This is a genomic window from Planctomyces sp. SH-PL62 (assembly GCF_001610895.1).
In the GTDB taxonomy this organism is placed as follows: Bacteria; Planctomycetota; Planctomycetia; order Isosphaerales; family Isosphaeraceae; genus Paludisphaera.
In genome coordinates this window covers 2881274-2905620 of sequence record NZ_CP011273.1, presented here as the reverse complement: position 1 = coordinate 2905620, position 24347 = coordinate 2881274, and the positions used below count along the sequence as shown (strand labels likewise).

The window sequence follows — 24347 nt, the reverse complement described above, 5'->3', positions numbered from 1 at the left end:
AGATAGGCGAATTCCCCGGTGGCGTCCGTCACCGGATTGGAACCGGCCGGATAGGAGATGGCCCACTGCCACCAACTGACGCTCAACTCGGCCTGGGATAGACCGTTGATGCTCACGTCGGGCGCGAGGATTTCCGCCCCCCTCGACATCCCGGCGAACGTGGACAGGACTGCAAAAGCGGCGATGAATTTCGTCCGATTCATGCGAACGCCCCTTGATCGTTAAAACGAGACATCTTTTAAACGGCCATTTTTTAACCGATTCGACGCAGATCGAAATCATACTGGCCCGCAATATCGCACAACAGCAACAAAACATCGCAAATCGATCGACGAGCGGATTTCAGCAGCCACAAGTTCCCCTACGCATCCGATGCACGCCGGCGACGACGGCCGTCGCGGGTAAGAAGAGGGTTGGCTTCGTGATGACCCACGACCCATAGGGGCGGAGAACGCGGGGAGCCGCTGGCGGGCGGGACGAGGCCCGTCGAGCCCGCCACGATCGGGATCTCGCCCCGCTCCGCCTCGCCGGCTTCGGCCCCGTGGTCGGGCGGCGGGACCTCCGCCGGCCGCCTCGCGTCGACGGCCTTCGGAAGGCATCCGCTCACCGGACCCCCTCCCCCGCTTGCGAGAAATCTCGAGGCCGCACGCCCGGGGCCGCCCCGACGAGCCCGGTGCAATCGGCCCGCCCGGCCGGCCGGCGCCGGCTCGTTCGTCGCTCGCAGGGCCTTTCACATTTGCATGTCGCAATACGTGAGCGGCTCGCGACGAACGGCACGGCGCTTGCTTGTGCTATCTCGTCGAGTCCGAAGGTTCGAGGAGGATCGAGTTTTGGCGAACGACGAGACGCCCCCCCTGGTCGAACGGATCGAGCCGATCGCCCGCGATGCGGAGCAGTTCCTGGCGCTGCACGCGGAACTGATCCGGAGCGAGTTCCGGCAGGCGGCCGCGACGATCCCGCCCGCCCTGGCCTCGGTCGGGGTGGGCGCGGGCCTGGCGGCGACCGGCGGCCTGTTCGGCGCGCTGGCGCTGGTCCACGGCCTGCACCGGGCGACCCGGCTCCCGCTCTGGGGCTGCTACGGCCTCGTCGGCGGGTTGCTCGGCGCGGCCGGCGCCGGCCTGGCGGCATCGGGCGTCCGGCGGCTGTCCGGGGTCGACCTGGTCCCGCGGGAGACCCTCGCGACGCTGAAGGAGGACCTCCAATGGGCCCTCGGAAAGGAGTAACGGCCACGCCGACCGAGATCCGGCAGGCGATCGCGCAAGTCCGGTCTCGGCTAGGGGCGCACCTCCGCGCCCTGAGCGATCCAGCAACTTCCCCATCCAGCAAGGGCGACCGCCCCGGAGACGACACGATGCCTGCCCAGAAGACCCGAACTCCCTCCCAAGGCGCGGCGAAGGCCAAGTCCACCAAGTCCGAATCCCCGAAGGCCGACCCCAAGCCGAAGGCCGAGGCGAAATCCCAGACCGGGGCGAAATCCCAGGCCGAATCCAAGCTCAAGCCCACCCCCAGGCCGAAGGCCAAGGCCGACGCCGGTGGGGCGACCTCGTCGGCCAAGCGACGGGCCGCCGGTTCGGCCTCGTCGACCAAGTCTTCGGCCCGGAAGGGAGCCGCCGCGCGGAAGGGCCCGGGGCTGGTCTCCCAGGCCGGCGAGGTCCTCGACACGATGGCCGCCGGCGCGGTGGTGGGGGCGGTGAAGGCCGCCGCGCAGTCGATCGCCCAGGACGAGGCGCAGGCCCTCAAGGGGGGCCGGACGAAGGCCCCGACGACCGCCGACGTGCTTTCCGAGATGGCTCCCGGCGCCGCCGTCGGCGCGGTGGCCGGCGCCGCCATGTCGGTGATGCCCGAGGAACCGGCGACCGAACCGAAGCCGGCCGCGAAGCCCGCCGCCGGGTCGAAAGCCGCGTCCAAGGGGAGCAAGAAGGCCCGGCGCAACGGGTCTTGAGCGCGTCGTCGAGACGACTTCGGGCGGCCCGAGCGAGCGAGCTCGGGCCGCCTCAGGTCGATTGACGCCGGGGGGCGAAGCACGCTCGGAGAAAAGCCGGGGCCTACTCGTTGGGCCCAGCCCCGTCCCGCTCCGTCAACGCTCCAGCAGGACGACGACTTCCTCCTGCATGGCCCCCTGGAAGTTCTTGACGTGGGGGAGGCACATCGATTTGGCGACCCAGCCCTGCCGCGCGTAATGGTTGAGCGCGTCTTCGAGCCGGGCCAGGTCGAACTTGCCCTCGAAGACCTTGTCCTTCGAGGTGAGCAGCTTGTACTCGCGCGCCGGGGCCTCGCCGTCGGGGCGGTGTTCGGCGGTGTAAGCGGAGGCAGAGGCCGGAGCCGGTTCGTGATGGACGGCGACGGCGGGCATCCCGTGGGCCGAGGGGTCCGGCGCGAGCGACCAGGACGCGGCGTCCAGGCCCTCCACGGCGATCCCCTCGTAATCCTTGGCCGAAGACGGCGAGGCCGGGGGGGAAGCCGAGGCCGACTCCGCCACCGCGCCTGCGGCCGCGGGGGCCTTGCCGGGCGCCGTGACCTGGAAGGCGGTGCCGCATTTCTTGCATTTGATCCGGGCGCCGACCAGGCCGGCGGGGATCTTCCCCCGTTCCGCGCACGAGGGACAGGTGATGTGGAGCATCGTCGCGTCCTCCGACTGGGGGTCTCCCGGGATCGATCTCCGGGATTCGATCCAGGCTAACGCGCGCGGCGGGCCGATTCTATAAGGGAGTTCGGCGCGCCTGGATGGGTCGCCGCCCCGGCGCGACGGCCGCGGACTTCTGGTAAAATCCTCCTCGACGGGGGAGAGACGCGAGCCGGATGGACGGCTCCCCCCGAACCGACCTGGATTGCCGCATGATATCGATCGTGGTGCTCGTTCTGGGGATCCTGGCCCTCCTGCTGGCGGCCAGCCTGTTTTCCTTGCTGGAGCACGCATCCGAGGCGGCCCAGATCCAGCACCTGCGCGAGCAGGCCGCGAAGGGCGATCGGGGGGCCAAGGCGGCGCTGCGCCGGGCCGGAGACCCCGAATCAGCCGCGACGGCGGCCCGGCTGGGGGCGATTTTCGCGCTGATCCTCGCCGGGGCCCTGGCGGGCGCGGCGGCGAGCGACGGTCGGGGGGGGCTCGACTGGCTCCCCGGCCTGGCGGCGGTGCTGGGGATCGCGGCGGCGGCGACGATCCTTGCGGACGTCGCGCCTCGGGTCCTGGCGGCGAGTCGCCCCGAGTGGTTCGCGGCGCGACTGGCGCGGACGGTCGGGCCGGCGACCGCGGCGATCGAGCCCCTGGCCCGTCGGCTGCGGCGGGCGGGCGGATTCCTGGCGGCGCGGCTCGGAGCCCGCAACGCCGAGCGGGCCTCGGGGGTCGAGCAGCGGATCAAGGACCTGATGAACGCGGGCGCCGAATCGGGCGGGTTCGACCCCTCCAAGCACGCGATCTTCAAGCGGGTCTTCCGGTTCTGCGACCGCCGCGCCCGGGCCTTGATGACCCCCCGCGACCAGGTCGTCTGGCTCGACGTCCGCGACACCCCCGAGGAGATCGCCCGCAAGATCGTCCTCAGCCCGCACGCCAGCCTCCCCGTCTGCGACGAGACCCTGGACAACCTCCTGGGCATGGTCCAGATGAAGAGCCTGCTCGCCCGGGGCGCCGAGGGCCAGCCGACGCGGTTCAAGGGGCTCCTCACCCTGCCGGACTTCATCTATGAGGGGACCCGAGGGCCCCAGATCCTCGACGTGCTGCGGAAGGCGGCCACCGGCGCGGCCGTCGTGCTGGACGAGTACGGCTCCGTCGTCGGCGTCATCACCCTGGCCGACGTCCGCGACGCCCTGCTGGGGACCATGATCGAGAAGCCCGAGGAGGAATCCCCCCGGGCCGTCCAACGCCCCGACGGCTCCTGGCTGCTCGACGGCCGCTTCCCGATCGACGAGTTCGTCGACCTGTTCCAGATCCCCAGGCCCGCCCAGGGCGAGTTCGACACGCTGGGCGGCCTGGTCGTCACCAAGCTCGGCCGCATCCCCCGGGTCGGCGAAGGCTTCCAGGACCTGGGCCTCCGATTCGAGGTCGTCGACATGGACGCCAACCGCGTCGACCACGTCCTCGTCCGGCCCCTGGACCTCGCGCGCTGACGGCCGCGGCGACGGCTACCCGAGGCCCGTTCCGCCTGCTAAAGTGCGCCTCGGATCCTTTCCCTCATCCCGACCGAACCGAAAGAGAGTGGCCGATGAACCGCCTGCATTTCGCCTGGGTGTTCGCCTCGTGCCTGGCCTGCGCCGGGCCGCTCGCGAAGGCCGAGGAAGGGCCGAACTTCACCAGGACCGAGGACGTCGTCTACGGTCGGAAGCATGGCATGGCCCTGACGATGGACGTCTTCACCCCCAAGGCGGACGCCAACGGCGCGGCGATCGTCTGGATGGTCAGCGGCGGCTGGTTCTCGGCCCATGAGGCGATCAACGCCGGTTCGATCGACGAATACCTCAAGCGCGGCTATACGGTCTTCGCCGTGGTCCACGGCAGCCAGCCGAGATTCACGATCCCGGAGGTCGTCGAGGACGTCAACCGCGCCGTGCGCTACATCCGGTTCCACGCGGCCGACTACCACATCGACCCGGATCGGATCGGCGTCACCGGGGGCTCGGCCGGGGGGCACCTCTCGCTGATGCTGGGGACCGCCGGCGCGCTGGGGAACCCATTCGCCAAGGACCCCGTCGATCGCGGGTCGAGCCGGGTCCAGGCCGTCGCCTGCTTCTTCCCGCCGACCGACTTCCTGAACTACGGCAAACCGGGCGAGAACGCGCTCGGGCGGGGGATCTTGCAGGGCTTCAAGGCCCCGTTCGATTTCAACCAGCTCGACCCCAAGGACAAGGTCTTCCGCCCGATCACCGACGAGGCCCTGCGCAACGCGATCGGCGTCCAGATCAGCCCGATCACCCACGTCTCCCCCGACGACCCGCCGACCCTCATCATCCACGGCGACGCCGACCAGCTCGTCCCGATCCAGCAGGCCGAGATCCTCATCGAAAAACTCAAGGAGAAGGGCGTCGAGGCGAAGCTCGTCGTCAAGCCGGGCGCCAGCCACGGCTGGCCCGACATCCAGAAAGACAACGCAGTCCTCGCCGACTGGTTCGACAAGCACCTGAAGCCCAGGGCCGAGCCGAAAACCCCCTAAATCCGCCCACGGCCGATGTGGGCGACGAGCACGAGGACCGTCGCAAGCACCCTTCCCCCTCGCAGGGGAAGGGAATTCAGCACGAGAGCCATGGGCGTCTCGGTCCATCCGCGATGATGGTTCCCCTCATCCGCCTCTTCGGGCCACCTCCTCCCATTGGGGGAGAAGGCATGATCGCAACGGTGGATGAGAAGGCGGCGAGGGTCTTCCACATCCGGACTTCGGCCGGCTTCAGCCCGCCCGGTTCGACTGCCCCGCGCGGCGCATCCGCTTGCGGGCCTTGGCGAGGATCGGGCCGACGGAGTTCTCGGCGATGCCGAGTTGCTTGCCGATCTGGCGGTAGTTCATGTACTTGAGGTGGTACAGGCGGACCACCTCGGCCTCCTTCTCGGGGAGTTCGTCGAGGATCCGCTCGACCTCCTCGGCGGTGGCGATGGCCTCGGCCTCGCCGGAGAGGTCGCTGATGGTCTCGCGATGGGCGTTGGCGTGTCCCAGCTCGGCCTCGCGCTGGCGACGAATGATCTCCTTGACGCAGATCCGCCGGGCGATGACCGTCAGGTAGGTGGGGAGCGAACTGAGCGCCTTGTACCGGCGCAGGACGTCGTAATCGTCGTCGACGATCGCCAGCAGCACCTCGGCGGCGATGTCTTCCGTGTCGGCTTCGCTCAGGAGTCGGCTTCGCGAATGGGCCGCGTGGTGGATGACATGGTAGATCAGGCCCAGGTAGCGGTCGACGAAGTCATTCCAAGCGCCCGGCTCCTTCCCCAGGCACCGGTCGATGAGTTTACGATCAAGTTCGCTCAGGGGCACGGGGATGCCTCCTCAGGAGAAGAAGGCCCTCGACGATCGAAGGAACACGCACGCCCAAACTCAAATCCGGCCGAGTCTTGCCACAATTGTATCACAAGGGGCGAGATCGGCAATCCGCCCCCACGCGGGATTCGGCCGCGACGAGGGTCTCGGACGCTTAAATTCGCGTCAGCCAATCGGAGATCGGCAGGACCTCGCTGATGAATTGTTGCTGGGCGCAAAGGATGGAACGGTGGAGTTCCTCGGCCGTGACTCGACCGGCCTCGTTATTCAGGTCGAGGGTGCCGGTGGCGTCGTTGAGGAACTCGGACTTGAAGCCGAGATGCGCCGCCTGCCTCGCGGTCGTGTCGCAGCACATGTGGGTCATGTACCCGGCGATCGTCACCGTGTCGATCCCTCGGCCCCGGAGCCACGCCTCCAGCGGCGTGTTCGTGAAGCTCCCCGGCAGCGTCTTGGGGACCAGCAAGTCGTGGGGCCGCTCGGCGATCTCGGGGTGCAGCGCCCACTCGGGGGTCCCCTTGCGGAAGATCGACCCTTCGGACATCTCGTGCTGGATCACGACCACCGGCATCTTCCCCCGGGCCGCGTCCATCACCTCAAGGATGCGCCCCAGATGTCCCGCCGGATGCGTGATCGGCAGGGCCCCGGTGAAATACTCGTTCTGCACGTCGATGACGAGGAGGGCGCGGGACATGATGAGGACGGCTCCGGCTGGAGGGCGGATCGAGCCACCGACGCTTGCGTCGGATTCGCGGCCGTCCCATTGTACACCTTCGATCGTCGCCTCGACGCACGGTTTGATGGATCGGACGTCGATCCGCCTCCCCAATCGCGCCGGTCGCGCCCCGTCGCTTGTCCCTCCCACGCGCATCGGTTAGCCTCGCTCGGAGGGCCTGCTCGATGTGGCGCGACGTTCCGAAACCGTTTCCGATTCCGATCCGCCCGACTTCGCGACGGCGGTCGTGGTCGTTCCGACTTCGGCTGATCCTGGCCCTGGCGATGCTGGCGGTCGTGATCTATCGCGAATGGACCCGGCCCGCGCCGGCGCCGAAGGGTCGCGGCGACGTCGTCCGTCGGGCCGGGGGCCGCGTCCCGGTCGATCCGAAGGTCGTCTGGGTCGACGACGGCGACACGATCCGGATCAAATGGCCCGACGCGCCGGCGGAGCGCGTCCGCATCCTGGGGATCGACGCCCCCGAGGTCGCCAATCCTCGCGACCGAAGCCGCGCCGGGCAGGAGTACGGCGACGAGGCCCGCGCCTTCGCCCGCCGCCTCATCCTCGGGGCGAATCGGCTGGAATTGCTCCGCGCCGCGCGTCCCGACCGATACGGCCGGACCCTCGGCTACCTGTTCGTCGACGGAGAGAACTACTCGGTGCTGGCCGTCGAAAGCCACATGGCGGAATCGACCATCGATCGGTTCGGCGACAACGGCTTCCCCGAGGAGGCCGCCCGGGTCGAGGCCGCCGCGCGCCGCGCCGGGCCGCCGCCGTTCGAATCGCCTCGGGATTTCCGCGACCGGGCGACCGGGCGCAAGGCGGGGTGAGGCGGACCGATGGCGAAACGAGCGTCGTTCGACGACAAGCTGGCGGCGATCCGGCGGCTCCGCGACCAGACAGGTCCGGAACCGGGCGACGTCCCCGCGCTCCGCAAGGCGCTCGGCGACCGCTCGAACTTCGTCGTCGCCGCGGCGGCCGAGGTCGCCGGGGCCTGGCGACTGGCCGAGGTCGCCGCCGACCTGGAAGCCGCCTTCGCACGCTTCCTGATCGACCCGATCAAGGACGACAAGCTCTGCCGCGCCAAACTCGCCGTCGTCCAGGCGCTTGAAAAGCTGGAGCATCCCCGCGCCGAGGTCTTCGAGAAGGCCGCGGCGCACGTCCAGATGGAGCCGGCCTGGGGGCCCCCGGTGGACACCGCCCCTCCCCTCCGCGCGGCGGGCCTGATCGGCCTGACCCGGATCGACACGCCGGGCCTGGGGGCCGCGCTCGTCGACGCCCTGCTCGACCCCGCCCGCGACGTCCGATCCGCCGCCGCGAGCTGCCTGGGCGCCATCGGCTCGGACGCGGCGGCCCTGGTCCTGCGGTTCAAATGCCGGATCGGCGACGACGAGCCCGAGGTCCTCTCGGAGGCCCTCCGCGCCTTGCTCGCGATCGCGCCCGACGACCACATGCCCTTCGTCCGCGAGTTCCTCGACGCCCGCGACGAGAACCGCTGCGAGGCCGCCGCGCTGGCGATGGGGAACGCCCGGTTCCCGCAGGCCCTCGGCCCCCTGCTCGATCGCTTCCAGACCGCCAATTCGCAGACGGTCCGCGAGACCCTCCTCCTGGCCGTGGCCATGCTCCGCGCCTCGGCCGCGATCGACGCCCTCCTCGATCTCGTCGCCGACGACTCCGAAGCGACCGCCCGCGCCGCGATGGACGCCCTGAAGATCCACAAGCACGACCCGAAACTGGTCGAGCGCCTCGCCGACGTCGTCGCCCGAGCCGGGAGCCCGACGCTCCAGGCCCGGTTCGCCCAGGACTTCCCCCCCCCGGCGAGACCTGACCTGATCTTATAGGCACTGATACGTAATTGCTTTGATGACTCGCGTTTGCCGAGGGGCTTCGGGTGCCACGGGTTCGGGGACGAACCCGTGGCGCCCAATGGTCGGTGATCGAGGCGATTTGGTATGACAACACCCGCTGGCATCAGGCCCGCGCCATGGCGAAGGCCCGCATGCCGGACGAGTCCTTCGAGACCGTCGCCCATCATCCGCCGCCGGAGCAGCCCCTCGGGCTGGAGGGCGGCCGGTCTCGGGTGGGGCGCCGGGCCGTCGTCCGTGCGAGCTGGTTCGTGCCGGCCGACGGGGCCCGCTGGGAGGACGTCCCGGCCGAACTCGGCGGCTCCGGTCGGACGGCGCACCGCCGGCTCCGCGCCTGGTCCGGATGGCATCCAGGGCCTTCGTCGCTTCACCTCGCCTTTTGATCCGTAGACTCGATTTGCCTGAACGCTTCGATTCGAGCGGAGCCGCGTCAGAGTTCGGCCGCCATCTCCGCAAGCCTGGCGATCGTGTTGATGTTCCTCGCGGTCCCGTCCCTGGCGGCAGGGATTTTCAGCCTGGATCGGCCCATATTATCGCCATAGCGGACGTAGATCTCGCGCCGTCCGAGCCGGAGTTCCTCGCCGTCCACGCCCGAGATCCGCTCCAGGGTATCGGCGGGCGGGGGACCGTCGAGGAAAATGGCCACGGTCCGGTTCTGCGGCGCGTCCGGGAATGGGTTGCCCGCGAGGACCTGCGCCATCTCGGCCGCCGTACGCACGAAGACGCCGACCGGCTTCCCGGCGTAAGCGGCCAGAGCGGTCTCCAGGGCGGCCTTGAGCCGCGACGCCGACTCGTGGCTCTCGAAGACGAGATTGCCGCTGGCGATATAGGTGCGCACCTTGCCGAAGCCCGCCTTCTCGCAGAGCGCCTTGAGGTCGCTCATGGGAAGCTTGCCGGTGCCGCCGACGTTCACAGCCCGGAGGAGGGCGACGTATGCTGCCATGAACCGATCCTTCCGGCCTTATCGGGATCGCCCCGCCCTCTCGATCGCCTTGCTGATCCGGAAGACGTGGCCGTCGGGATGGCGGATGTGCATCTCGCGCACGTTCCACGGCTCGTCGGTCGGCGGCATCGTGACCTCGACGCCCTGCTCGAGGCAGTGACGGTAGATGGCGTCGACGTCGTCCACCCAAATCGATATCCAGACGCCCTTGTCGCCCGCCTCGCCGTGGCCCTTCGTCGTCGGCAGTCCGCTCCGGCCCCGACCGCCCTGCGCGCCCTGACAGAGGAAAATTTCGAACTCACCCGAGCACACCGCGCCGAAGGTCGGCGGACTGCCCCAGTCGAAGCCCCTGGTCCACCCGAGCTTCTCGAACCAGGCGAAGCTCTCGAGGATATCCGAGACGTTCAGGATCGGCGTGACCGCGTGCGCGAGCATGGTCGTCCTCCAGGCGAGGATTGGTCTATGGCCGGAGCTGGGCCGGCTCAGGGGATTGGAACCAGTTATCGGCAAAAAGTCAACAGGCGTACAGTGAGCCCCCGGGATCGGGCGGGCCCTTCGGGCAGGGCGGGCCTGGATAAGGGGCTGCGGTGGGTGCGGGCGCGGTACGACCGGCTCGGCGTGATCATGGACGCCCGGACGACGCTGGCGGCCGGCGTCGTCTGATTCCGCATCCTGCATCACGACGTCTTCTGAAAAAGCCCGGTTTCGTCAGAGCCTGTCAGGCGGGTCGGCATCGGCGGGGAACCGACGCCCTCAGCCCTGGCGGACCGCGAATCGGAGCTTCGCCGAGGAGGAGCGGGGGTTGTCGCGCCGCTCCTCGGCGGAGGCGCGGACGACTTCCTCGGCGATCGACGCATAAACGCCTTCGCGAAGGCCCGCCTTGAACGCCGATTTCACGCGCCGGTCCTCGCCGGAATGGAACGAGAGGATGGCGACCCGCCCCCCCGGCTTGAGGCAGGTGGGCAAGGCGCGGAGCAGCGCGTCGAGAGAGCCGAACTCGTCGTTCACCGCGATCCGGATCGCCTGGAAGACCCGGCGGACGAGATCCGACGCGGCGTCGCCGGAGATCCGGAGCCTGCGGGCGGCGGCCTCGCGGACGACCGCCGCGAGCGCCTGGGTGGTCTCGAGCGGCTCGCGCGCGTGCGCCCGGAGGATCGCCTCGGCGATCTCGCGGGCGTGGGGCTCGTCGGAGTTCTCGACGAGGAGCCGGGCCAGGCCCGCCTCGCCCAGCTCCGACAGCAGGGCCGAGGCCGAACGGCCTCGCGTCGGGTTCATCCGCATGTCGAGCGGGCCGGTCGCCTTGAAGCTGAACCCCCGCGCGGGGTCGTCGATCTGCATGGAGGAGAGGCCGAGATCCGCGAGCAGGACGTCCGCCCCCTCGGGCGCCTCGTCGGCGAGGAACCGGGGCAGGCCCGCGAAATTCGAGCGCCGCACGACGAGCGAATCGGCGGGGAAGCCGAGGCTTCGAAGCCGGGCCTCGGTCCTGGGGAGTTCGATCGGGTCGGCGTCGAGGCCGAGCAGCCGCCCGCCCGGCTGGACGGCCGCGAGGATCTCGCGGGCGTGGCCGCCGTAGCCGAGCGTGCAATCCACGGCCACGTCCCCCGGCCGGGGCCCGAGCGCGTCCAGGATCTCGGCCACCATGATCGGCCGGTGCGCCCCGGCGGGCGTCTTCCCCCCGGCGATCACCTTCGCCACGTCGTCCGGGTAGCGATCGGGCTGGTGCTCCTTGTATTTCTCGTGGAAATGACGAGGATTCCGGCCGCGATACCGCGCCCGACGCTTCGGCTTTTCGGGAATGGGGTCGGTCATGCCGCGTGTGGGTCCGAGAGGGCGCGAAAGGGGATGACGCCGAGCGGCCCCGGGTTTCCAGGATACCCTCGACGCGACCTCCCCGACTACTCCGCTCGATCGCCCGCCCAGGCGCGGAGCCTCCGCACCCAGACGCCGCGATCAGCGGCGTCGTCGGCGGTGATCCAGGTGAGGATTTCGTCGGCGGCGACGGGGAGCCAGCCGCTCCGAGCGGCCGGGTCGTAACCGCCGGCCTCCGTCAGACGCTCAATCCGCACGATCGCCCCGTCGAATCTCCAGACTTCCGCCACCCCCAGGGCGGCGTAGATCGCGGGCCGGTCGATGAGAGACGGGGAAAGGTCGATCTCGATCGCGAGGTCCGGGTTCGGATACGCGGCGACATCGTTCCATCGGCGCCTCAGCGCGGCCTGGGCCGTCGCGACTTTCTCCGCGTCGAAGAAATAGCACTGGTCCGATTCGAGGCCGCGCTCGACGTCCCCGCGCTTCCACGTCGTCTCGCCGAGACCCAGGAACGCGACGCCGGGTTCCGTCGCGACCTCCTCCACGAATCGCCCGAGGAGCGCCCGGAAGTCCTCGTGGAGCGGACCTTTGACCATGATCTCCATAGCCTCGCCGTCGAAGGCCGCGCGGACGCCGGAACGTTCCGGGAGCCCGTCGACGAACTGCGAATAGAAGGCCCACGAGACGCCCGCCGCCCGGATCCGGGTCTCGCCGCCCAACGCAGGTCCGGAGGCTTCCGCCCGCATCGCCGTCGCCATGAAACCGCTCCCGGTCAATTCCGGTCCGTAACACCCGCTCACTCTCGCCATCCTACCATCGGCCGGGCTCACGTCGAACACGGCCCCCCCGCCCCGATCCATCCGGCGGTGATCGTCGGGGAAACGGGATCTCCCCCGCGGTGCGCCGTCGTGCGCATTCCGGGGTATGGTCCAGGATAGGGGATTCTCTCGACCGGACGGTCGAGGGCGGCGGGGGACCACGAGGCGGCGTGGCTTCGGGACGAGGACGTTTCTCGCCGAACGAAGCCGATCCCGGGCCGCCAGATCAGACGCAACCAATTACCAGAAAACCGGTTACGCCATTCCCGCGATTGGCTTCGATTGGGGTAACGAAGCCAATCGCGGGGCGGGACTCACTTGTGGGCGAGGTAGGCTTCGACCATCAGGACGCTGGGGCCGGCGCGGCGGATGACGGAAAGGCGGGTGTCGGCGCTGGCGACTTCCTCGAGCTGCTCGGAGACGAACCACTGGAGGAAGTTGTGGGCGATGTGGTTCTTCTCGGCGAGGGTGAGGTCGACCAGGGCGTAGATCTGCTCGGTGGTCTTGACCTCGGAGTCGTACGCGAGCTGGGCGGCGTCGATGGCCGAGGCGAAGCTGTTCCGGGGCTCGGCGACCGCCGGGAACTTCGGGGTGGCGCCGGCGTCGAGGAGGAACTTCACGAACTTCATCGCGTGGTCGCGTTCCTCGTTGGCCTGCTCGGTGTAGATCTTGGCCAGGCCGAAGAGGGCCTCTTTCTCGAAGTAGGCGGCGATGGCGAGGTACTGGTGGGAATTGCCCAGTTCATTCCCAATCTGGCGGTTGAACTCGGCTTCGATCTTCTCGCTGATCAACACGAGGGGAGCCCCTCCATCGGGCGTCGGCGCGGGCGCCGGTCGGTTCTTGTGATTTCTGATTACGAAAGGATCAGTGTACCCGAAGGGGCCGAATCGAGGGAGACGAGTCGACCCGGCTCAGGAGTTGGCGTAGATCCGCCCCGCGCGGGTCCCGGTGGCCCATTTGGGCCGGCGGCGGAACCAGAACAGCTCCATCGCGTGGGCGTGGTAGGTCAGGCCCACCATCCGCAGCGTCACCATGCCGCCGTAGAGCGTGAAGAACCAGAACCCCCAGAGCCCCACCGCCTCGATCCACATCCGGGGGACGAGATAGAGCAGCCCATAGACCCCCAGGCCCTGCCCCAGCAGCACCACGCTGGCGACCACCGTGGGGAGGAGGTACGACCAGCCGATCCGACGGACGGCCACGATCACCGTCACCGGGTTGGCGGCGAGGATCGTGTCGTGCATCAGGGCGGCGGCCAGGGCCATCTGGGTGAAGCCCGTCCCCAGGACGACCAGGGCCCCCACGACTATCCCGCTGCGCGCGTCGACCCCGCCGTACCAGTTCCAGTAGGCGACGGCCGGCGGGCCGGCGACCGCCGCCCCCATCGCCAGCGCCCAGATCCAGCGGCCGAGCCCCTCGGCCACGTCGTCGGGCGTCCACTCGGGCCATCGCGGATGGTCGTTCTCCCCCATCGCGCTGGCCACCAGAACGTGCCCCAGGAACAAGAAGAGGTAGCCGACGACCATCGCGAAGCTGACGAGCATCGGGATGAACACCGGCACCACCATCAGCCCCAGCGCCCAGTCGCTCTTGGTCAGGGGCTGGAGGACCGCGACGAAGTCGAAGACCGGCAGCGACAGGACCCACAACACGGGCGGGAACAGGAACAGGAGCCCCAGCCCGGGGCCGTCCGTCAGGGGGTAGAGCAGGCACTCGCCCAGCCCGGGAGCGGTCCGGGGATGCCGCCAGCGCTCCAGGGCGTAGGACTCGTCGAGGCTCGATCGCCGCACCACCCGGAGCGAATCCACCGCGTCGGCGTCATACCAGCGTTTCGGTCGCGACATACCCGGTTCAGCTCCGCAGGGCGCGGCGGGACGTGCCGCGACGACCAGAGACGAGGATCGAGCGAACGCCCGACGAGTGGCCGAGCCGAAATCCCGACGATGCGCATCCCAACGCAAATCCGGGACCGGCGAGACGGGCCGGAGACGACCCCCAAATTATTCGGGATCGTCGCGTCCAAGGCCAGAAGAATCGCCCCGGATGGACGAATCCCAATCCGGAGCGTTTCCGAAAGGAGGGCCGAAACCGTGCGACGACGGGGAGAGAGGCGGGGGAGCGAGGGCTCAGCCCTTCTTCTTGGGCTTGTTGGCGGCGGTCATCTGGTCGAGGACCTCGCGGACCTCCATCGCCTGACCGGGGTCGAGCGGGTGCGACTTGAGGAGGTGCAGGACCAGGAGCCCGGGCTCGCCTTCGTAGAGCTTGTCGACCAGGCTGCTGACCCGGCGGCGGCGGACTTCCTGGGAGCTGATGGTGGGGCGGTAGACGAACGCCAGTTCCTTGCGGTCGCTCTCGACCAGGCCCTTGGTTTCGAGGCGGTCGAGCAGCGTCGCGACGGTGGCGTAGGACCACTCGCGGCCGGCGGCCTTGAGGGTCTCCAGGGCTTCGCGGACGGTCGCCTGGCCGCGTTCCCAGAGCACTTTCAAGACGTCGAGTTCGGAGTCGGGGATCGTGGGGGGGCGTTTAGCCATCGCAGGTCGTCTCGGGGCTGGAGGTGGACGTCGAGCCCGGCCCGGCCGCGCGGGAGGACGGCCCGACGGTCGAGACGTCGGGACCGGGCGGGATTTCAACCGCGGACGTTCACGAGGCTCATCCTAAGACAACTGTCTCAGAACGTCAATCCCCCATAAAAAATTCCGGAGCCGGCGGAAAACCCACCCCGGCGCGTCATTTGCCCCGCACCTTGCACGGCCCGCGCCGGTCCCCGAGGGAGGCGGGAGGACCTCGACCGTCCTCATCTGGGCAAGCCGTCCCACGACAACCTTGTATCGGGCGTATGATAAAGAGAAGACGGGGGCGAACTCCCCCTCGAGAACGCTTCGCAACAGGAGCCGCGGCGCGACGCCGGGCGTGGAAGCCCGGCCCGTGACGACGGACGAGTCCGCAGGAGAACGTCAGATGAAGAAGCATACGTGGTTGGCGTCGTCGGTCGGCCTGTCGGTGGCGGTGTTCGCCTGGGGTTGCAGCGGCGAGTCGGTCGAGTCGGGGATCGACAAGACCGGGCAGGGCCTCCAGAACGCCGGAGCCTCGGTCGAGCGGGGCGGCGAGAAGCTCGGCGGCAAGATCGAGCACGCCGGCGAAGGGACCAAGCTGGAAGGCGCCGCCGAGGCCGTCGGCCACGCCGTCGACAAGACCGGCGAGGTCACCGGCAAGGGCCTTGAGAAGGTCGGCGAAAAGGTCAGCGGCTCCGCCGAGAAGGTCGGCGACGCCGTCGACAGGGCCGGCGAGAAGCTCAAGGACGCCAAGGACAAGACCGTCGAGAAGCTCGGCGACCTGAAGGAGAAGGCGGCCGACAAGCTCAACGAGCTGACCGGCAAGACCGAGGGGGCGGCCCAGGAAGCCGGCGCCAAGATCGACGCCGCCGCCGAGTCCGCCAAGGACAAGGTCGACGCCGCCGTCGAGGCCGGCGCCGAGAACGTCGAGAAGGCCGCCGAGAAGGTCGAGGCCAAGGTCGAGGAAGCCCCCAAGCCCTGATCGCGGGCCCGATCGGGCGACCGACCGAATGCAGAGGGCCGCCCGGGCGTCGCGACGCCGGGCGGCCCTCGATCCGTCGATCCCGTCCCCTCCACACATCCCGTTCCCGCCGCCGTTTTCGCTTGCACTCCGAATCCGCTCGGGGATACTGGAGGCGAACAACTCGGATCATCTACGAATCGAGGCGAGGCGGAGGAGGACGGATGGGACGTGCTGGAACGAGGGTCTCGCCGGCACCCCGATGTCCCGATTGCTCGGGCGTTCTGGAGCCCGCCGGCCCCGACGTCTCGCGCTACGCCTGTCCGATCTGCCGAGGCGTCTTCCGGGTCGAGCGCGTGGCCCCCGCCCCGCAGACCCGGGCCCAGCTCCCGACCGACGTCCCGACGCCGAGCTTCGTCCCCGCCGGGACGGTCAAGCTCTGGTGGCGCGCCGTCGTGCTCTGGGTGCTGGAGAAGGTCTACTGGACCGGGACGGCGGCGACGACGGCGGTGCTGCTGCTGGCGGGGGGCTCCGTCAAGGTGATGGGGGCCTGGCTTCGCGACGAGATCTCCTCCTGGGGAGAGGTGGTCGAGACCCTCGGCGGCGCCTGGTTCCAGGTCGAGACGAACAACCCCGACGCCGACCTCGGCCCGGTCCTCGCCCGCGTCGACGCCCCCCTGCTCTTCGAGACGATCGACGTCGTCTCGCGGCGGCTGGGGGTGAAGCCGCCGAGCCAGGTGCGGCTCTCCTACCTCCCTTGCTGCGGGGTCGTCGCCTGGGGACGCTCGCGGGCGCTGCTCGTCGGCCTCCCCCTGCTCCGCATCCTCGACCGGGCCGAGATGCGGGCCATCCTGGCGCATGAGCTGGCCCACCTGGCCCAGGGCGACGCCACCCGCGCGGCGCGTCGGGCGCGATTCGTGGAGGGGCTGGAGCGGGCCGTCGAGCGCCGCGGAGGCCGGCTGCGGGGGCCGTTGGGGGCCTGGGCGCGATACTGCCTGCGCGAGGCGTCGTGGCTGATCGAGCCGGTCGCCTGGGGCCAGGAGGCCCGCGCCGATCGTTTCGCGGCCCTGGTCGCCGGCGGCGGCGCGGCGGCCTCGGCGCTGGTCAAGACGGCGATGGTCCAGCCCCTCTTCCGGGAGGTCCTGGGCTGCTACGACCCGACCGAAGCCGACGCCAACCTCTACGCCTTCTTCCGCGCCTTCTGGTTCCGGCTCCCGAACGAGGTCCGCATGGCGATGCGGGTGCGGATCCTCGCCGTCGACGGCCCCCACGACCCGGCGCACCCGCCGCTGGCCGACCGCCTGGCCTTCCTCCAGTCGTACCCCGACCACATCCGGGGGCCCGGCGACGCCCAGCCCGCCAACACGTTCCTCGGCGACCTGGAGATCTTCGAGCAGATGCTCCACAACCGCCTCTTCGCCTCGACCGCGGCCGTCGAGGCCTCGGTCTACCACCGGGCCTACTCGTGAGGGCGGAAGGCTAGAGCGCGTCGACGCTGACGGTCTCGCGGCCGTCGCGGGTGAGGACCCCGTACCAGACCTTCTTGTCGATGGCGTCGCGCAGGGGGCGGACGGAGCCGTCGCAGAAGACGAAGTTGACCTGCCCCGGGTGGTAAGACCCGGTGACGATGGTGCGGAGGTCCGGGAGGTCGGGGCCGAGCGGGGCGGTGGCGACGTCGAACTCGCTGCCGGCGTAGCCCCCCACGCCCCAGCCCTGGCCGTCGCGCTTCTCGCCGGCGAGCACCGTATTCGAGAGGCCGTCCCGGACGTCCTGGGGGCGGACGCAGAACGTCGGCCCGCGCTGGGTGATGAGCCGGACGGTCATCATGACGCCCCGGTAGTTGGTCTTGGCCCGGGTGAAGTCCTCGCCCGCCGTCGATTGGCTGCCGCCCCAGTTGGCCGCGTAGTGGTTGCGGGCGAAGGCCGATCCGGCGGGGTAGAACGAGCCGTCGGGCCGGCGGATCTGCTCCGACGCGACCGGGCCGGGCGAGACCGGGCTCGCCGGGCAGAGGTAGGCCGAGATCCTCGTCACCACCGCCGATCGGTTCGCGACGGCGAAGTTCTCCCACTGGAAGTTGTAGGCGTCGAAGAGCGCCCGCTGGTCCAGTTGCGGCAGGATCATCGCCAGGCCCGAGTGGTTCACGCCCCTCCCGGCGCCCGCCGTCGAACTCATCGGGAAGACGTTCTTCTCGGTCATGTAGCTGTTGACCGCCAGCCCGATCTGCCGCAGGTTGTTCTGGCACTGCACCCGCCGCGCCGCCCCCCGGGCGGACTGCACCGCCGGCATCAAGAGCGCGATCAAAACGCCGATGATCGAGATCACGACCAGCAGCTCGATCAGCGTGAACGCCCGTCGTCGCATGGCGCCCCCCTTCCCTTGCACGTGGGCCGCCGGCGTCGGGCGATCGAAAAAAGGCCGATCCCCGATCTGATCCGATCCCGCCCCGGCCGCCTTCATCGTACGACGCCCCGGGGCTCAGAACCAGAGGGCCTTATCGACCACGTTGCGCGGCGTCTCGCCCCGGGCGAAGCGGCCGACGTTGTCGATCAGCAAGGCCCGGTGCCGCTCGGCGACGACCGGCGAGTAGCCGGCGGTGTGGGGGGTGAGGATGACGTTCGGGAAGTCCCAGAGGGGATGCTCCGGCGGCAGGGGCTCGACCTCGAACACGTCGAGCGCCGCGCCGGCGATCCGGCCCGCGCGCAGGGCTTCGACCAGGTCGTCCAGGACGACGATCGCGCCCCGGCCGATGTTGATCAGGTAGCTGGACGGCCGCAGCTTCGCGATCCGGTCGGCGTCGAACAGGCGTTCGGTCTCGGGCGTATGGGGGGCGGCGATCACGACGAAGTCGGCCCAGCCGAGCAGGTCGTCCAGGCGGTCGACGCCCTCGATCCGATCAACGTGCGCGGGCCTTTCGATCCGTTCGGCCCGCCGATCGACGCCCCGGATCGTCATCCCGAAGGCCGACGCCCGCCGGGCGATCTCCAGGCCGATCCCCCCCATGCCGACGATCCCCATCGTGGCGCGGGGGAGGTGGATGGTCGCCCGGTCCATCGCGTTGACGACCCCCGGCCCCGAGGCGAAGTCGACCCGCGCCGCGGAGCCCCCCTCGGGCTCGTAGCGGCGCTCGGCCTGGCGGCGGGCGTAGATGTGGAGGTTGCGGGCGAAGCCCAGGACGTAGCCCATGACCTGATCGGCGATCACGTCGCCGAACAGCCCCCGGGTGTTGGAGAGGATGCAGGGGTGGTCGACGAGCGCGGGGAAGATGTAGTGCTCCAGGCTGGCCGTGAACGCCTGGACCCAGCGCAGGCGGTCGGCCCTCGCCAGCATCGCCGGGGTGATCTTGCCCAGGAAGCCGTCCGCCCCCGGCATGGCGGCCTCGGCCTCGGCGGCGGTCGCCGCGACGACGAACTCGACCCCCGGCGCGGCGGCCCGGAAGGCGTCCAGCCGGTCGGCCTCGACGGCGGGGTGGATGACGATCTTCATGAACGGGCTCCTGCGGTCGATCGGTTCGCGATCCGGCTCGCCTCGCGTCGCGTGGGGACGCCCGATCGAGCCCCGGCCGTCCTCACTTCACGAGGCCCAGCAGGAGGATGGCGATGGTGAAGTAGATGACCATGCCGGTGGCGTCGACGAGGGTGCTGATGAACGGGGCGGAGACGACGGCGGGGTCGATGCCGACGCGGCGGGCGGCCAGGGGGACGAGCGAGCCGATGACGTTGGCCCACATGCAGACGCCGAACAGGGAGAAGCCGACGACGCACGAGACGCCCCAGGGCTGGTCGCGCCAGAAGTGGATGTAGAAGAGGGCGACCGTGCCGAGCATCAGGCCCAGGCAGAGGCCGGTCAGGCACTCGCGGGCGACGACCAGGAGCGCCTGGGAGAGCTTGATCTCCCCCAGGGCCATGCCCCGGATCACCGTGCCGACCGTCTGGCTGCCGGCGTTGCCGCCGGTGCCGGTCAACAGCGAGATGAAGAGGGCCAGGGCCGGCATCTTCTGGTCGCCGTAGGTCCACTGGAAATGCTGCTGGACGGGGGTCGTGAGGTTCTCGGCCAGGAACAGGAGCATCAGCCACTTGATGCGGCGTCGGACGGTCGTCAGGACGGTGCTCTGCCAGTAGGGGACGTCGGCCTCGGGGTCGGGCGCGACGCCGCCGAACTTGAGGATGTCCTCGGTCTGCTCGCGACGGAGGATGTCCATGGCGTCGTCGTGGGTGACGATCCCCACCAGCCGGTCGCCGACGTCGACGATGGGGAGTGCGAGCAGGTCGTACTTGTCGATCGTCCGCGCCACCGGCTCCTGGTCGTCGTCGACCTTGGCGAAGATCACGTCGCGCTGCATGATCTCCTCGATCACGGCGGACCGTCGCGCCAGGATCAGCCGCTTGAGCGAGATGAAGCCGATGAGCCGGCGGGAGTGGTCGACGACGTAGCAGTAATAGATCGTCTCGCGGTCGGGGGCCTCGTGGCGGAGCCGTTCCAGGGCCTCGCGGACGGTGATGTGCGGGGGGAGGGTGACGTAGTCGGTGGTCATCACCGCGCCGGCGGTGCCGGGCTCGTATCCGGCCAGACGGCGGATGTCCTCGCGTTCGGCCTGGGCGAGGTTGGGGAGCACCTCGTCGACGAACTCCTCCTCGAGCCGATTCACCAGGGCCGCGCGCTCGTCGTGCGACATCACGCGGAGCAGGTCGGCGGCCTCCTTGGGGGGCATCGACTCGATCAGGCGGTTCTGCTCGTCGTTCTCCAGATAGCTGAGCACCTCGGCCCGCTCGCGGGGCTCGAGGATGCGGAACACGGTGTCGCCGTCGCCGTCGGGCAGGTCCTCGATGAACTCCGCCACGCGGCCGGGGTGCAGGTCCACCAGGAACTCCCGGAGCGCGACGTCCTCCCCGCCGTGGATCAGCTCGCGAAGGTCGGGCACTAGCAGCGGATTTCGCATTTCGCCCTCCTCCGGGACGGGTTGGATCGGGTCGGAACGGGAGAGTCGGCCCAAGGCCGGACGAGGCGCTTCAGGAAAGCCGACGCGAATCGCTCCCCCCGCCTTGTGCTACGTCGACGACGAGTGGAAATGATGGTGACGAGCCTCCTTCCCCCCTGGTGGGGAAAGGCGGCCGAAGGCCGGATGAGAGGGACGACCGCCGCCGCGTCCCCGGCCCGGCGTGGGCGGTGACGGTCTTCCCAGCTTGCGGGGGATGACAGGCCCCAAAGGGGTCGGATGGGGGGGAAGACCGGCACGAGAGCCGTCGGGATTCGTCATCCGGCCGCTTGAATCGCCGACGGTCCTGGTGCTGGCCTTCCCCCTCATCCGGCCCTGCGGGCCACCTTCCCCCGCGAGGGGGGAAGGGCTTGATGATTCCGAACGCGCCTTCCGACGGTCTCCGTGCTCGTCTTCCCGCCCATGTTGTTATCCGATCACGTCCTTGCCGATGTAGGGCTTGAGGACCTCGGGGACGTCGATCTTGCCGTCGGCGCGCTGGTAGTTCTCGATCACGGCGATGAGCGCCCGGCTGACGGCGACGGCGGTGCCGTTGAGGGTGTGGACGAACCGCGTCCCCTTCTGGCCGGCGGGGCGATACCGGATGTTGAGCCGGCGGGCCTGGTAATCGGTGCAGTCGGAGGTGCTGGTGACCTCGCCGTACTCGCCGTGTTCGCCGCGCCCGGGCATCCAGGCTTCGAGGTCGAACTTGCGGTAGGCGGGGCCGCCGAGGTCGCCGCTGGCGATGTCGAGGACCAGGTAGGGGATTCCCAGCTCGCCGAAGATCTCCTCCTCGATCGCCAGCATCTCCGCGTGGATCGCGTCGGACTGCTCGGGGGTCGAGAAGGCGAACATCTCGACCTTGGTGAACTGGTGGACCCGATACAGCCCGCGGCTGGCCCGGCCGGCGGCGCCCGCCTCGGTGCGGAAGCAGTGCGAGAGGCCGACGTACTTGATCGGCAGGGCGGCCTCGTCGAGCAGCTCGTCGGCGAGCATCCCGCCCAGGGTGATCTCGGCGGTGCCGACCAGGCTGAGGTCGGTGTCCTCGATCGAGTAGACCTGCGTCTCCTCCCCTCGGGGGGTGAAGCCGACCCCTTCAAGGATGCTGTTGCGGGCCAGGTCGGGCGTGGTGATCGGGATGAAGCCGCGGCCGATCAGCTTCCGCAGGGCGAACTGCTGGAGCGCCAGGTCGAGCAGGACGGCGTCGTTCTTGAGGAAGTAGAAGCCCGAGCCGGCGACCTTGCCGCCGGTCTCGAAGTCGATCAGGTCCAGGCTCTTGCCCAGCTCGACGTGGTCCTTGACCGGGAAGTCGAAGGTCCGGGGCGTCCCGACCTTCCGCAGCTCCAGGCTGTCGCCCTCGGTCTGGCCGACGGGGGCGTCGGGGTGGGTGAGGTTGGGGATGCGGAGGAGACGCTGCTTGACCTCGTCGTCGAGGCTGCGGAGCTGCTCCTCGTGCTGGGCGACGTCGGACTTGAGCCGCTTGCCCGCCTCGATCAGCTCGGCCCGACGCGCCGGGTCCTTCTCCTTGCCGGTGGACTGGGCGACCTCGTTCTGGCGGCGACGGACCTCCTCGACGGTCGAGAGGACCCGCTTGCGGTCGGCCTCCAGGTCGATGATCCGGTCCAGGTCTTCCAGCGCGTCGGCGGGGACGTTGCGGTTCCGGCAGTTGAGCCGGACGGCCTCGATATTGGCGATGACGTATTTCAGGTCGAGCATGACGGATTCCTTGAACGCGCCCGGGGGGCCGGCGCCCGGCCGGGGGACGACCGCCCCGGCGCGGGGCGCCGGCGTCGTCTTCGGGTCTTCGCTTCGATTCGACTCTTGGTCTTCGGGATCTCGATCGGGCCGGGTCGGGTCGGGTCAGGTCGCCCGCGACAGCTCGTCGAGAAGGTGGGCGCTCGCCTTGATCCCGCGGTGGAAGTCGGCCAGCGAGAACTTCTCGTTGGGGCCGTGCAGGTTGTCGTCGTTCTGGCCCCAGCCCAGCAGCAGGGTGTCCACCTTCAGGTGCCGCTTGAACAGGCCGACGACCGGGATCGAGCCCCCCTCGCGGATGAACACCGGCGCGACGCCGAAGCCGGTCTCGACGGCCTTCGCCGCCGCGCGGAAGCCGGGGCTGTCCACGTCCACCAGCACGGCGGGCGAGCCCTGGTGGCTGATGAGCTCGACCGTCACCCCCGGCGGCGTGTTGGCCTCGATGTGCTTGCGGACCAGGGCCTCGACCTCCGCCGGGTCCTGGTCGGGGACGAGCCGGAAGCTGAACTTCGCGCCCGCCTTGCAGGGGAGGACCGTCTTGGGGCCGGGGCCGGAATAGCCCCCCCAGAGCCCGTGGACGTCGCAGGTCGGCCGGGCCCACTTGCGTTCCAGGGTCGAATAGCCTTCCTCGCCGAAAAGCTCGGCGACGCCCAGGTCGGCCCGGAACTCCTCCTCGGAGAAGGGGAGCTTGCCGAAGGCCTCGCGCTCCCAGGCTTCCAGGGGCTTGACGGCGTCGTAGAACCCTTCGACCCGGATCCGGCCGTCGGGCCCCTTGAGGCCGTCGAGGATCGTCGCCAGGGCGTTGAGCGGGTTCGCGACCGCGCCGCCGAAGGTGCCGGAGTGGAGGTCGCGGGTCGCCCCCTGGACGTGGAGCTCGAAGTAGGCGAGGCCCTTGAGGCCGTAGGTGATGGCCGGCCGGCCGGGGGCGAACTGGCTGGTGTCGGAGATGACGGCGTAGTCGCAGGCGAGCTTCTCGGGGTTCTCGGCGACGTACCGTTCCAGGTTCACCCCGCCGATCTCCTCCTCGCCTTCGATGAGGATCTTGACGTTCACCGGCAGGTCGCCGGTCGTCTTGAGCCAGGCCTCGACGGCCTTCAGGTGGGTGAACATCTGCCCCTTGTCGTCGGTCGCGCCGCGGGCGTAGAGGTTGCCGTCGCGGACGGTGGGCTCGAACGGGGGGGAGAGCCAGGGTTCGAGCGGCTCGGGGGGCTGGACGTCGTAATGTCCATAGATGAGGACGGTCGGCTTGCCGGGGGCGGCGAGGCGCTCGGCGTAGACGATCGGGTGCCGCTCGGTGTCGAGGATCCGGGCGTCGAGCCCCATGGCGACGAGATCGTCCCGGATGAACTCGGCGGCGCGTCGGGTGTCGGGGTCGTGGTCGGGCTGGGCGCTGACGCTGGGGATCCGGATCAGCGCCTTGAGCTGCTCCTCGAACTCTTTCGCATGCGATTCGATGTATGCGTCGACTCGATCCAGGCTCATGAACGCCCCCTTTCCCATCCCGCCCCGGAAACCGGCCGGCAGTATACCACGTCGCGCCCGGGCCACGCCATGACGCGCCCCGGCATCGGGGCCCGCCCGCGGCGTCACGGGGGAGACCGGCGGCTCGTTAATCCCGGCCGCCCGCGCCGGGGGCGGTCGGCGCCGCCGGGGGGGCGTTTCGCCGAATCCCCGGACGTCGCTTTCTCGGCCGCCGTCTTGCCGGCCCCCTGGAAAGGATTACAAAATGGACCACGGTTTCTTGTACGGTTGACTTGCCCGAGCCAGCGGCCATATTTCCCAGAAGTCGCCTCAAGTTTTCGTCATGACCAGCCGGGGCAAGGGGTTCCGAGGATGCGAGAACGGCCTGGCATCCAAAATGCAGTAAGGGTCGACGTCGAACGAATCCGGGATGGATGACGTTCAGAGAAGGCCTGACGCATCGCCCTCGTGGACCGATCGCAACCCCTTGCTTCACGGACGCATCGGCAGCATCGGCGAATGGCATGGGCGGGCGGCACGCATGGTAT

At 69.6% G+C, this 24347-nt stretch carries 25 protein-coding genes; 10 read left to right on the top strand and 15 right to left on the bottom strand.

The window, feature by feature from the left end; translation table 11 throughout:
• Window positions 1–830 precede the first annotated feature (830 nt).
• The gene (locus VT85_RS11230; protein WP_068414761.1) at window positions 831–1223 is read left to right on the top strand and encodes a phage holin family protein; all 393 of its coding nucleotides are present in this window, start codon (window positions 831–833) and stop codon (window positions 1221–1223) included.
• A gap of 128 nt (window positions 1224–1351) precedes the next feature.
• Complete coding sequence (locus tag VT85_RS11225; protein ID WP_068414756.1) at window positions 1352–1942, top strand: hypothetical protein; 591 nt, start codon at window positions 1352–1354, stop codon at window positions 1940–1942.
• A 135-nt stretch (window positions 1943–2077) separates the two neighbouring features.
• Here VT85_RS11225 and VT85_RS28430 read toward each other — a convergent pair whose 3' ends face one another.
• A complete protein-coding gene (locus VT85_RS28430) occupies window positions 2078–2620 on the bottom strand; it encodes a DUF4177 domain-containing protein (protein ID WP_068414753.1) in 543 nt (180 codons plus the stop codon).
• A gap of 215 nt (window positions 2621–2835) precedes the next feature.
• Here VT85_RS28430 and VT85_RS11215 point away from each other — a divergent pair, with 215 nt between their 5' ends.
• Entirely contained in the window at window positions 2836–4101 is a 1266-nt protein-coding gene (locus VT85_RS11215; protein WP_197491222.1) for a hemolysin family protein, read from the top strand.
• A gap of 95 nt (window positions 4102–4196) precedes the next feature.
• The gene (locus tag VT85_RS11210) at window positions 4197–5141 is read left to right on the top strand and encodes an alpha/beta hydrolase (RefSeq protein ID WP_082858528.1); all 945 of its coding nucleotides are present in this window, start codon (window positions 4197–4199) and stop codon (window positions 5139–5141) included.
• 231 nt (window positions 5142–5372) lie between these two features.
• On the opposite strand, the gene VT85_RS11205 is transcribed toward VT85_RS11210, so the two are convergent.
• Entirely contained in the window at window positions 5373–5951 is a 579-nt protein-coding gene (locus VT85_RS11205) for an RNA polymerase sigma factor (RefSeq protein ID WP_068414748.1), read from the bottom strand.
• 157 nt (window positions 5952–6108) lie between these two features.
• Complete coding sequence (locus VT85_RS11200; RefSeq protein WP_068414745.1) at window positions 6109–6645, bottom strand: cysteine hydrolase family protein; 537 nt, start codon at window positions 6643–6645, stop codon at window positions 6109–6111.
• Between the two features lie 206 nt (window positions 6646–6851).
• Here VT85_RS11200 and VT85_RS11195 point away from each other — a divergent pair, with 206 nt between their 5' ends.
• The 3 genes from VT85_RS11195 to VT85_RS11185 all read left to right on the top strand — a co-directional run bounded on the left by VT85_RS11195 (window position 6852) and on the right by VT85_RS11185 (window position 8914).
• Window positions 6852–7496: a thermonuclease family protein gene (locus tag VT85_RS11195; RefSeq protein WP_068414742.1), complete on the top strand. Its 645-nt coding sequence runs from the start codon at window positions 6852–6854 to the stop codon at window positions 7494–7496.
• A gap of 9 nt (window positions 7497–7505) precedes the next feature.
• The gene (locus VT85_RS11190; RefSeq protein WP_068414740.1) at window positions 7506–8507 is read left to right on the top strand and encodes a HEAT repeat domain-containing protein; all 1002 of its coding nucleotides are present in this window, start codon (window positions 7506–7508) and stop codon (window positions 8505–8507) included.
• 92 nt (window positions 8508–8599) lie between these two features.
• Entirely contained in the window at window positions 8600–8914 is a 315-nt protein-coding gene (locus VT85_RS11185) for a transposase (protein WP_068414736.1), read from the top strand.
• A gap of 47 nt (window positions 8915–8961) precedes the next feature.
• On the opposite strand, the gene VT85_RS11180 is transcribed toward VT85_RS11185, so the two are convergent.
• Both VT85_RS11180 and VT85_RS11175 read right to left on the bottom strand, forming a co-directional pair.
• Complete coding sequence (locus tag VT85_RS11180; protein ID WP_068414734.1) at window positions 8962–9474, bottom strand: DUF1697 domain-containing protein; 513 nt, start codon at window positions 9472–9474, stop codon at window positions 8962–8964.
• 18 nt (window positions 9475–9492) lie between these two features.
• A complete protein-coding gene (locus VT85_RS11175) occupies window positions 9493–9909 on the bottom strand; it encodes a bleomycin resistance family protein (RefSeq protein ID WP_068414732.1) in 417 nt (138 codons plus the stop codon).
• A gap of 93 nt (window positions 9910–10002) precedes the next feature.
• Here VT85_RS11175 and VT85_RS29655 point away from each other — a divergent pair, with 93 nt between their 5' ends.
• Complete coding sequence (locus VT85_RS29655; RefSeq protein WP_255376995.1) at window positions 10003–10137, top strand: hypothetical protein; 135 nt, start codon at window positions 10003–10005, stop codon at window positions 10135–10137.
• Window positions 10138–10227: 90 nt separating this feature from the next.
• Here the strand turns inward: VT85_RS29655 and rsmH are convergent, their stop codons facing one another.
• The 5 genes from rsmH to VT85_RS11150 all read right to left on the bottom strand — a co-directional run bounded on the left by rsmH (window position 10228) and on the right by VT85_RS11150 (window position 14632).
• Window positions 10228–11283, bottom strand: a complete 1056-nt coding sequence (rsmH, locus tag VT85_RS11170; RefSeq protein WP_068414731.1) for a 16S rRNA (cytosine(1402)-N(4))-methyltransferase RsmH — start codon at window positions 11281–11283, stop codon at window positions 10228–10230.
• Between the two features lie 86 nt (window positions 11284–11369).
• Window positions 11370–12041, bottom strand: coding sequence for a Uma2 family endonuclease (locus VT85_RS11165; protein WP_197491221.1), 672 nt, complete (start codon window positions 12039–12041; stop codon window positions 11370–11372).
• A gap of 374 nt (window positions 12042–12415) precedes the next feature.
• Window positions 12416–12895 carry a ferritin gene (locus tag VT85_RS11160; RefSeq protein WP_068414725.1) on the bottom strand — a complete coding sequence of 160 codons (480 nt, stop codon included), beginning with the start codon at window positions 12893–12895 and terminating at the stop codon, window positions 12416–12418.
• Window positions 12896–13012: 117 nt separating this feature from the next.
• Complete coding sequence (locus tag VT85_RS11155; RefSeq protein ID WP_068414722.1) at window positions 13013–13945, bottom strand: hypothetical protein; 933 nt, start codon at window positions 13943–13945, stop codon at window positions 13013–13015.
• Window positions 13946–14227: 282 nt separating this feature from the next.
• Window positions 14228–14632 (bottom strand): BlaI/MecI/CopY family transcriptional regulator, encoded by a 405-nt coding sequence (locus VT85_RS11150; protein ID WP_068414720.1) that lies wholly within the window; start codon window positions 14630–14632, stop codon window positions 14228–14230.
• Window positions 14633–15059: 427 nt separating this feature from the next.
• Between VT85_RS11150 and VT85_RS11145 the strand changes: the two genes are divergently transcribed.
• Window positions 15060–15635, top strand: coding sequence for a hypothetical protein (locus VT85_RS11145; protein WP_068414716.1), 576 nt, complete (start codon window positions 15060–15062; stop codon window positions 15633–15635).
• Between the two features lie 203 nt (window positions 15636–15838).
• Window positions 15839–17083 (top strand): M48 family metallopeptidase, encoded by a 1245-nt coding sequence (locus tag VT85_RS11140; RefSeq protein WP_156512810.1) that lies wholly within the window; start codon window positions 15839–15841, stop codon window positions 17081–17083.
• A gap of 10 nt (window positions 17084–17093) precedes the next feature.
• Here VT85_RS11140 and VT85_RS11135 read toward each other — a convergent pair whose 3' ends face one another.
• The 5 genes from VT85_RS11135 to VT85_RS11115 form a co-directional block, all read right to left on the bottom strand.
• Window positions 17094–17975 carry a DUF1559 domain-containing protein gene (locus VT85_RS11135; RefSeq protein ID WP_197491220.1) on the bottom strand — a complete coding sequence of 294 codons (882 nt, stop codon included), beginning with the start codon at window positions 17973–17975 and terminating at the stop codon, window positions 17094–17096.
• 114 nt (window positions 17976–18089) lie between these two features.
• Complete coding sequence (locus tag VT85_RS11130) at window positions 18090–19097, bottom strand: D-2-hydroxyacid dehydrogenase (RefSeq protein WP_068414707.1); 1008 nt, start codon at window positions 19095–19097, stop codon at window positions 18090–18092.
• Between the two features lie 82 nt (window positions 19098–19179).
• Complete coding sequence (gene mgtE / locus VT85_RS11125; RefSeq protein WP_068421827.1) at window positions 19180–20550, bottom strand: magnesium transporter; 1371 nt, start codon at window positions 20548–20550, stop codon at window positions 19180–19182.
• A gap of 465 nt (window positions 20551–21015) precedes the next feature.
• On the bottom strand, window positions 21016–22302 hold the full coding sequence (gene serS / locus VT85_RS11120; RefSeq protein WP_068414704.1) for a serine--tRNA ligase: 1287 nt from the start codon (window positions 22300–22302) through the stop codon (window positions 21016–21018).
• A gap of 144 nt (window positions 22303–22446) precedes the next feature.
• Window positions 22447–23820, bottom strand: coding sequence for a dipeptidase (locus VT85_RS11115; RefSeq protein WP_068421824.1), 1374 nt, complete (start codon window positions 23818–23820; stop codon window positions 22447–22449).
• Window positions 23821–24347 lie beyond the last annotated feature (527 nt).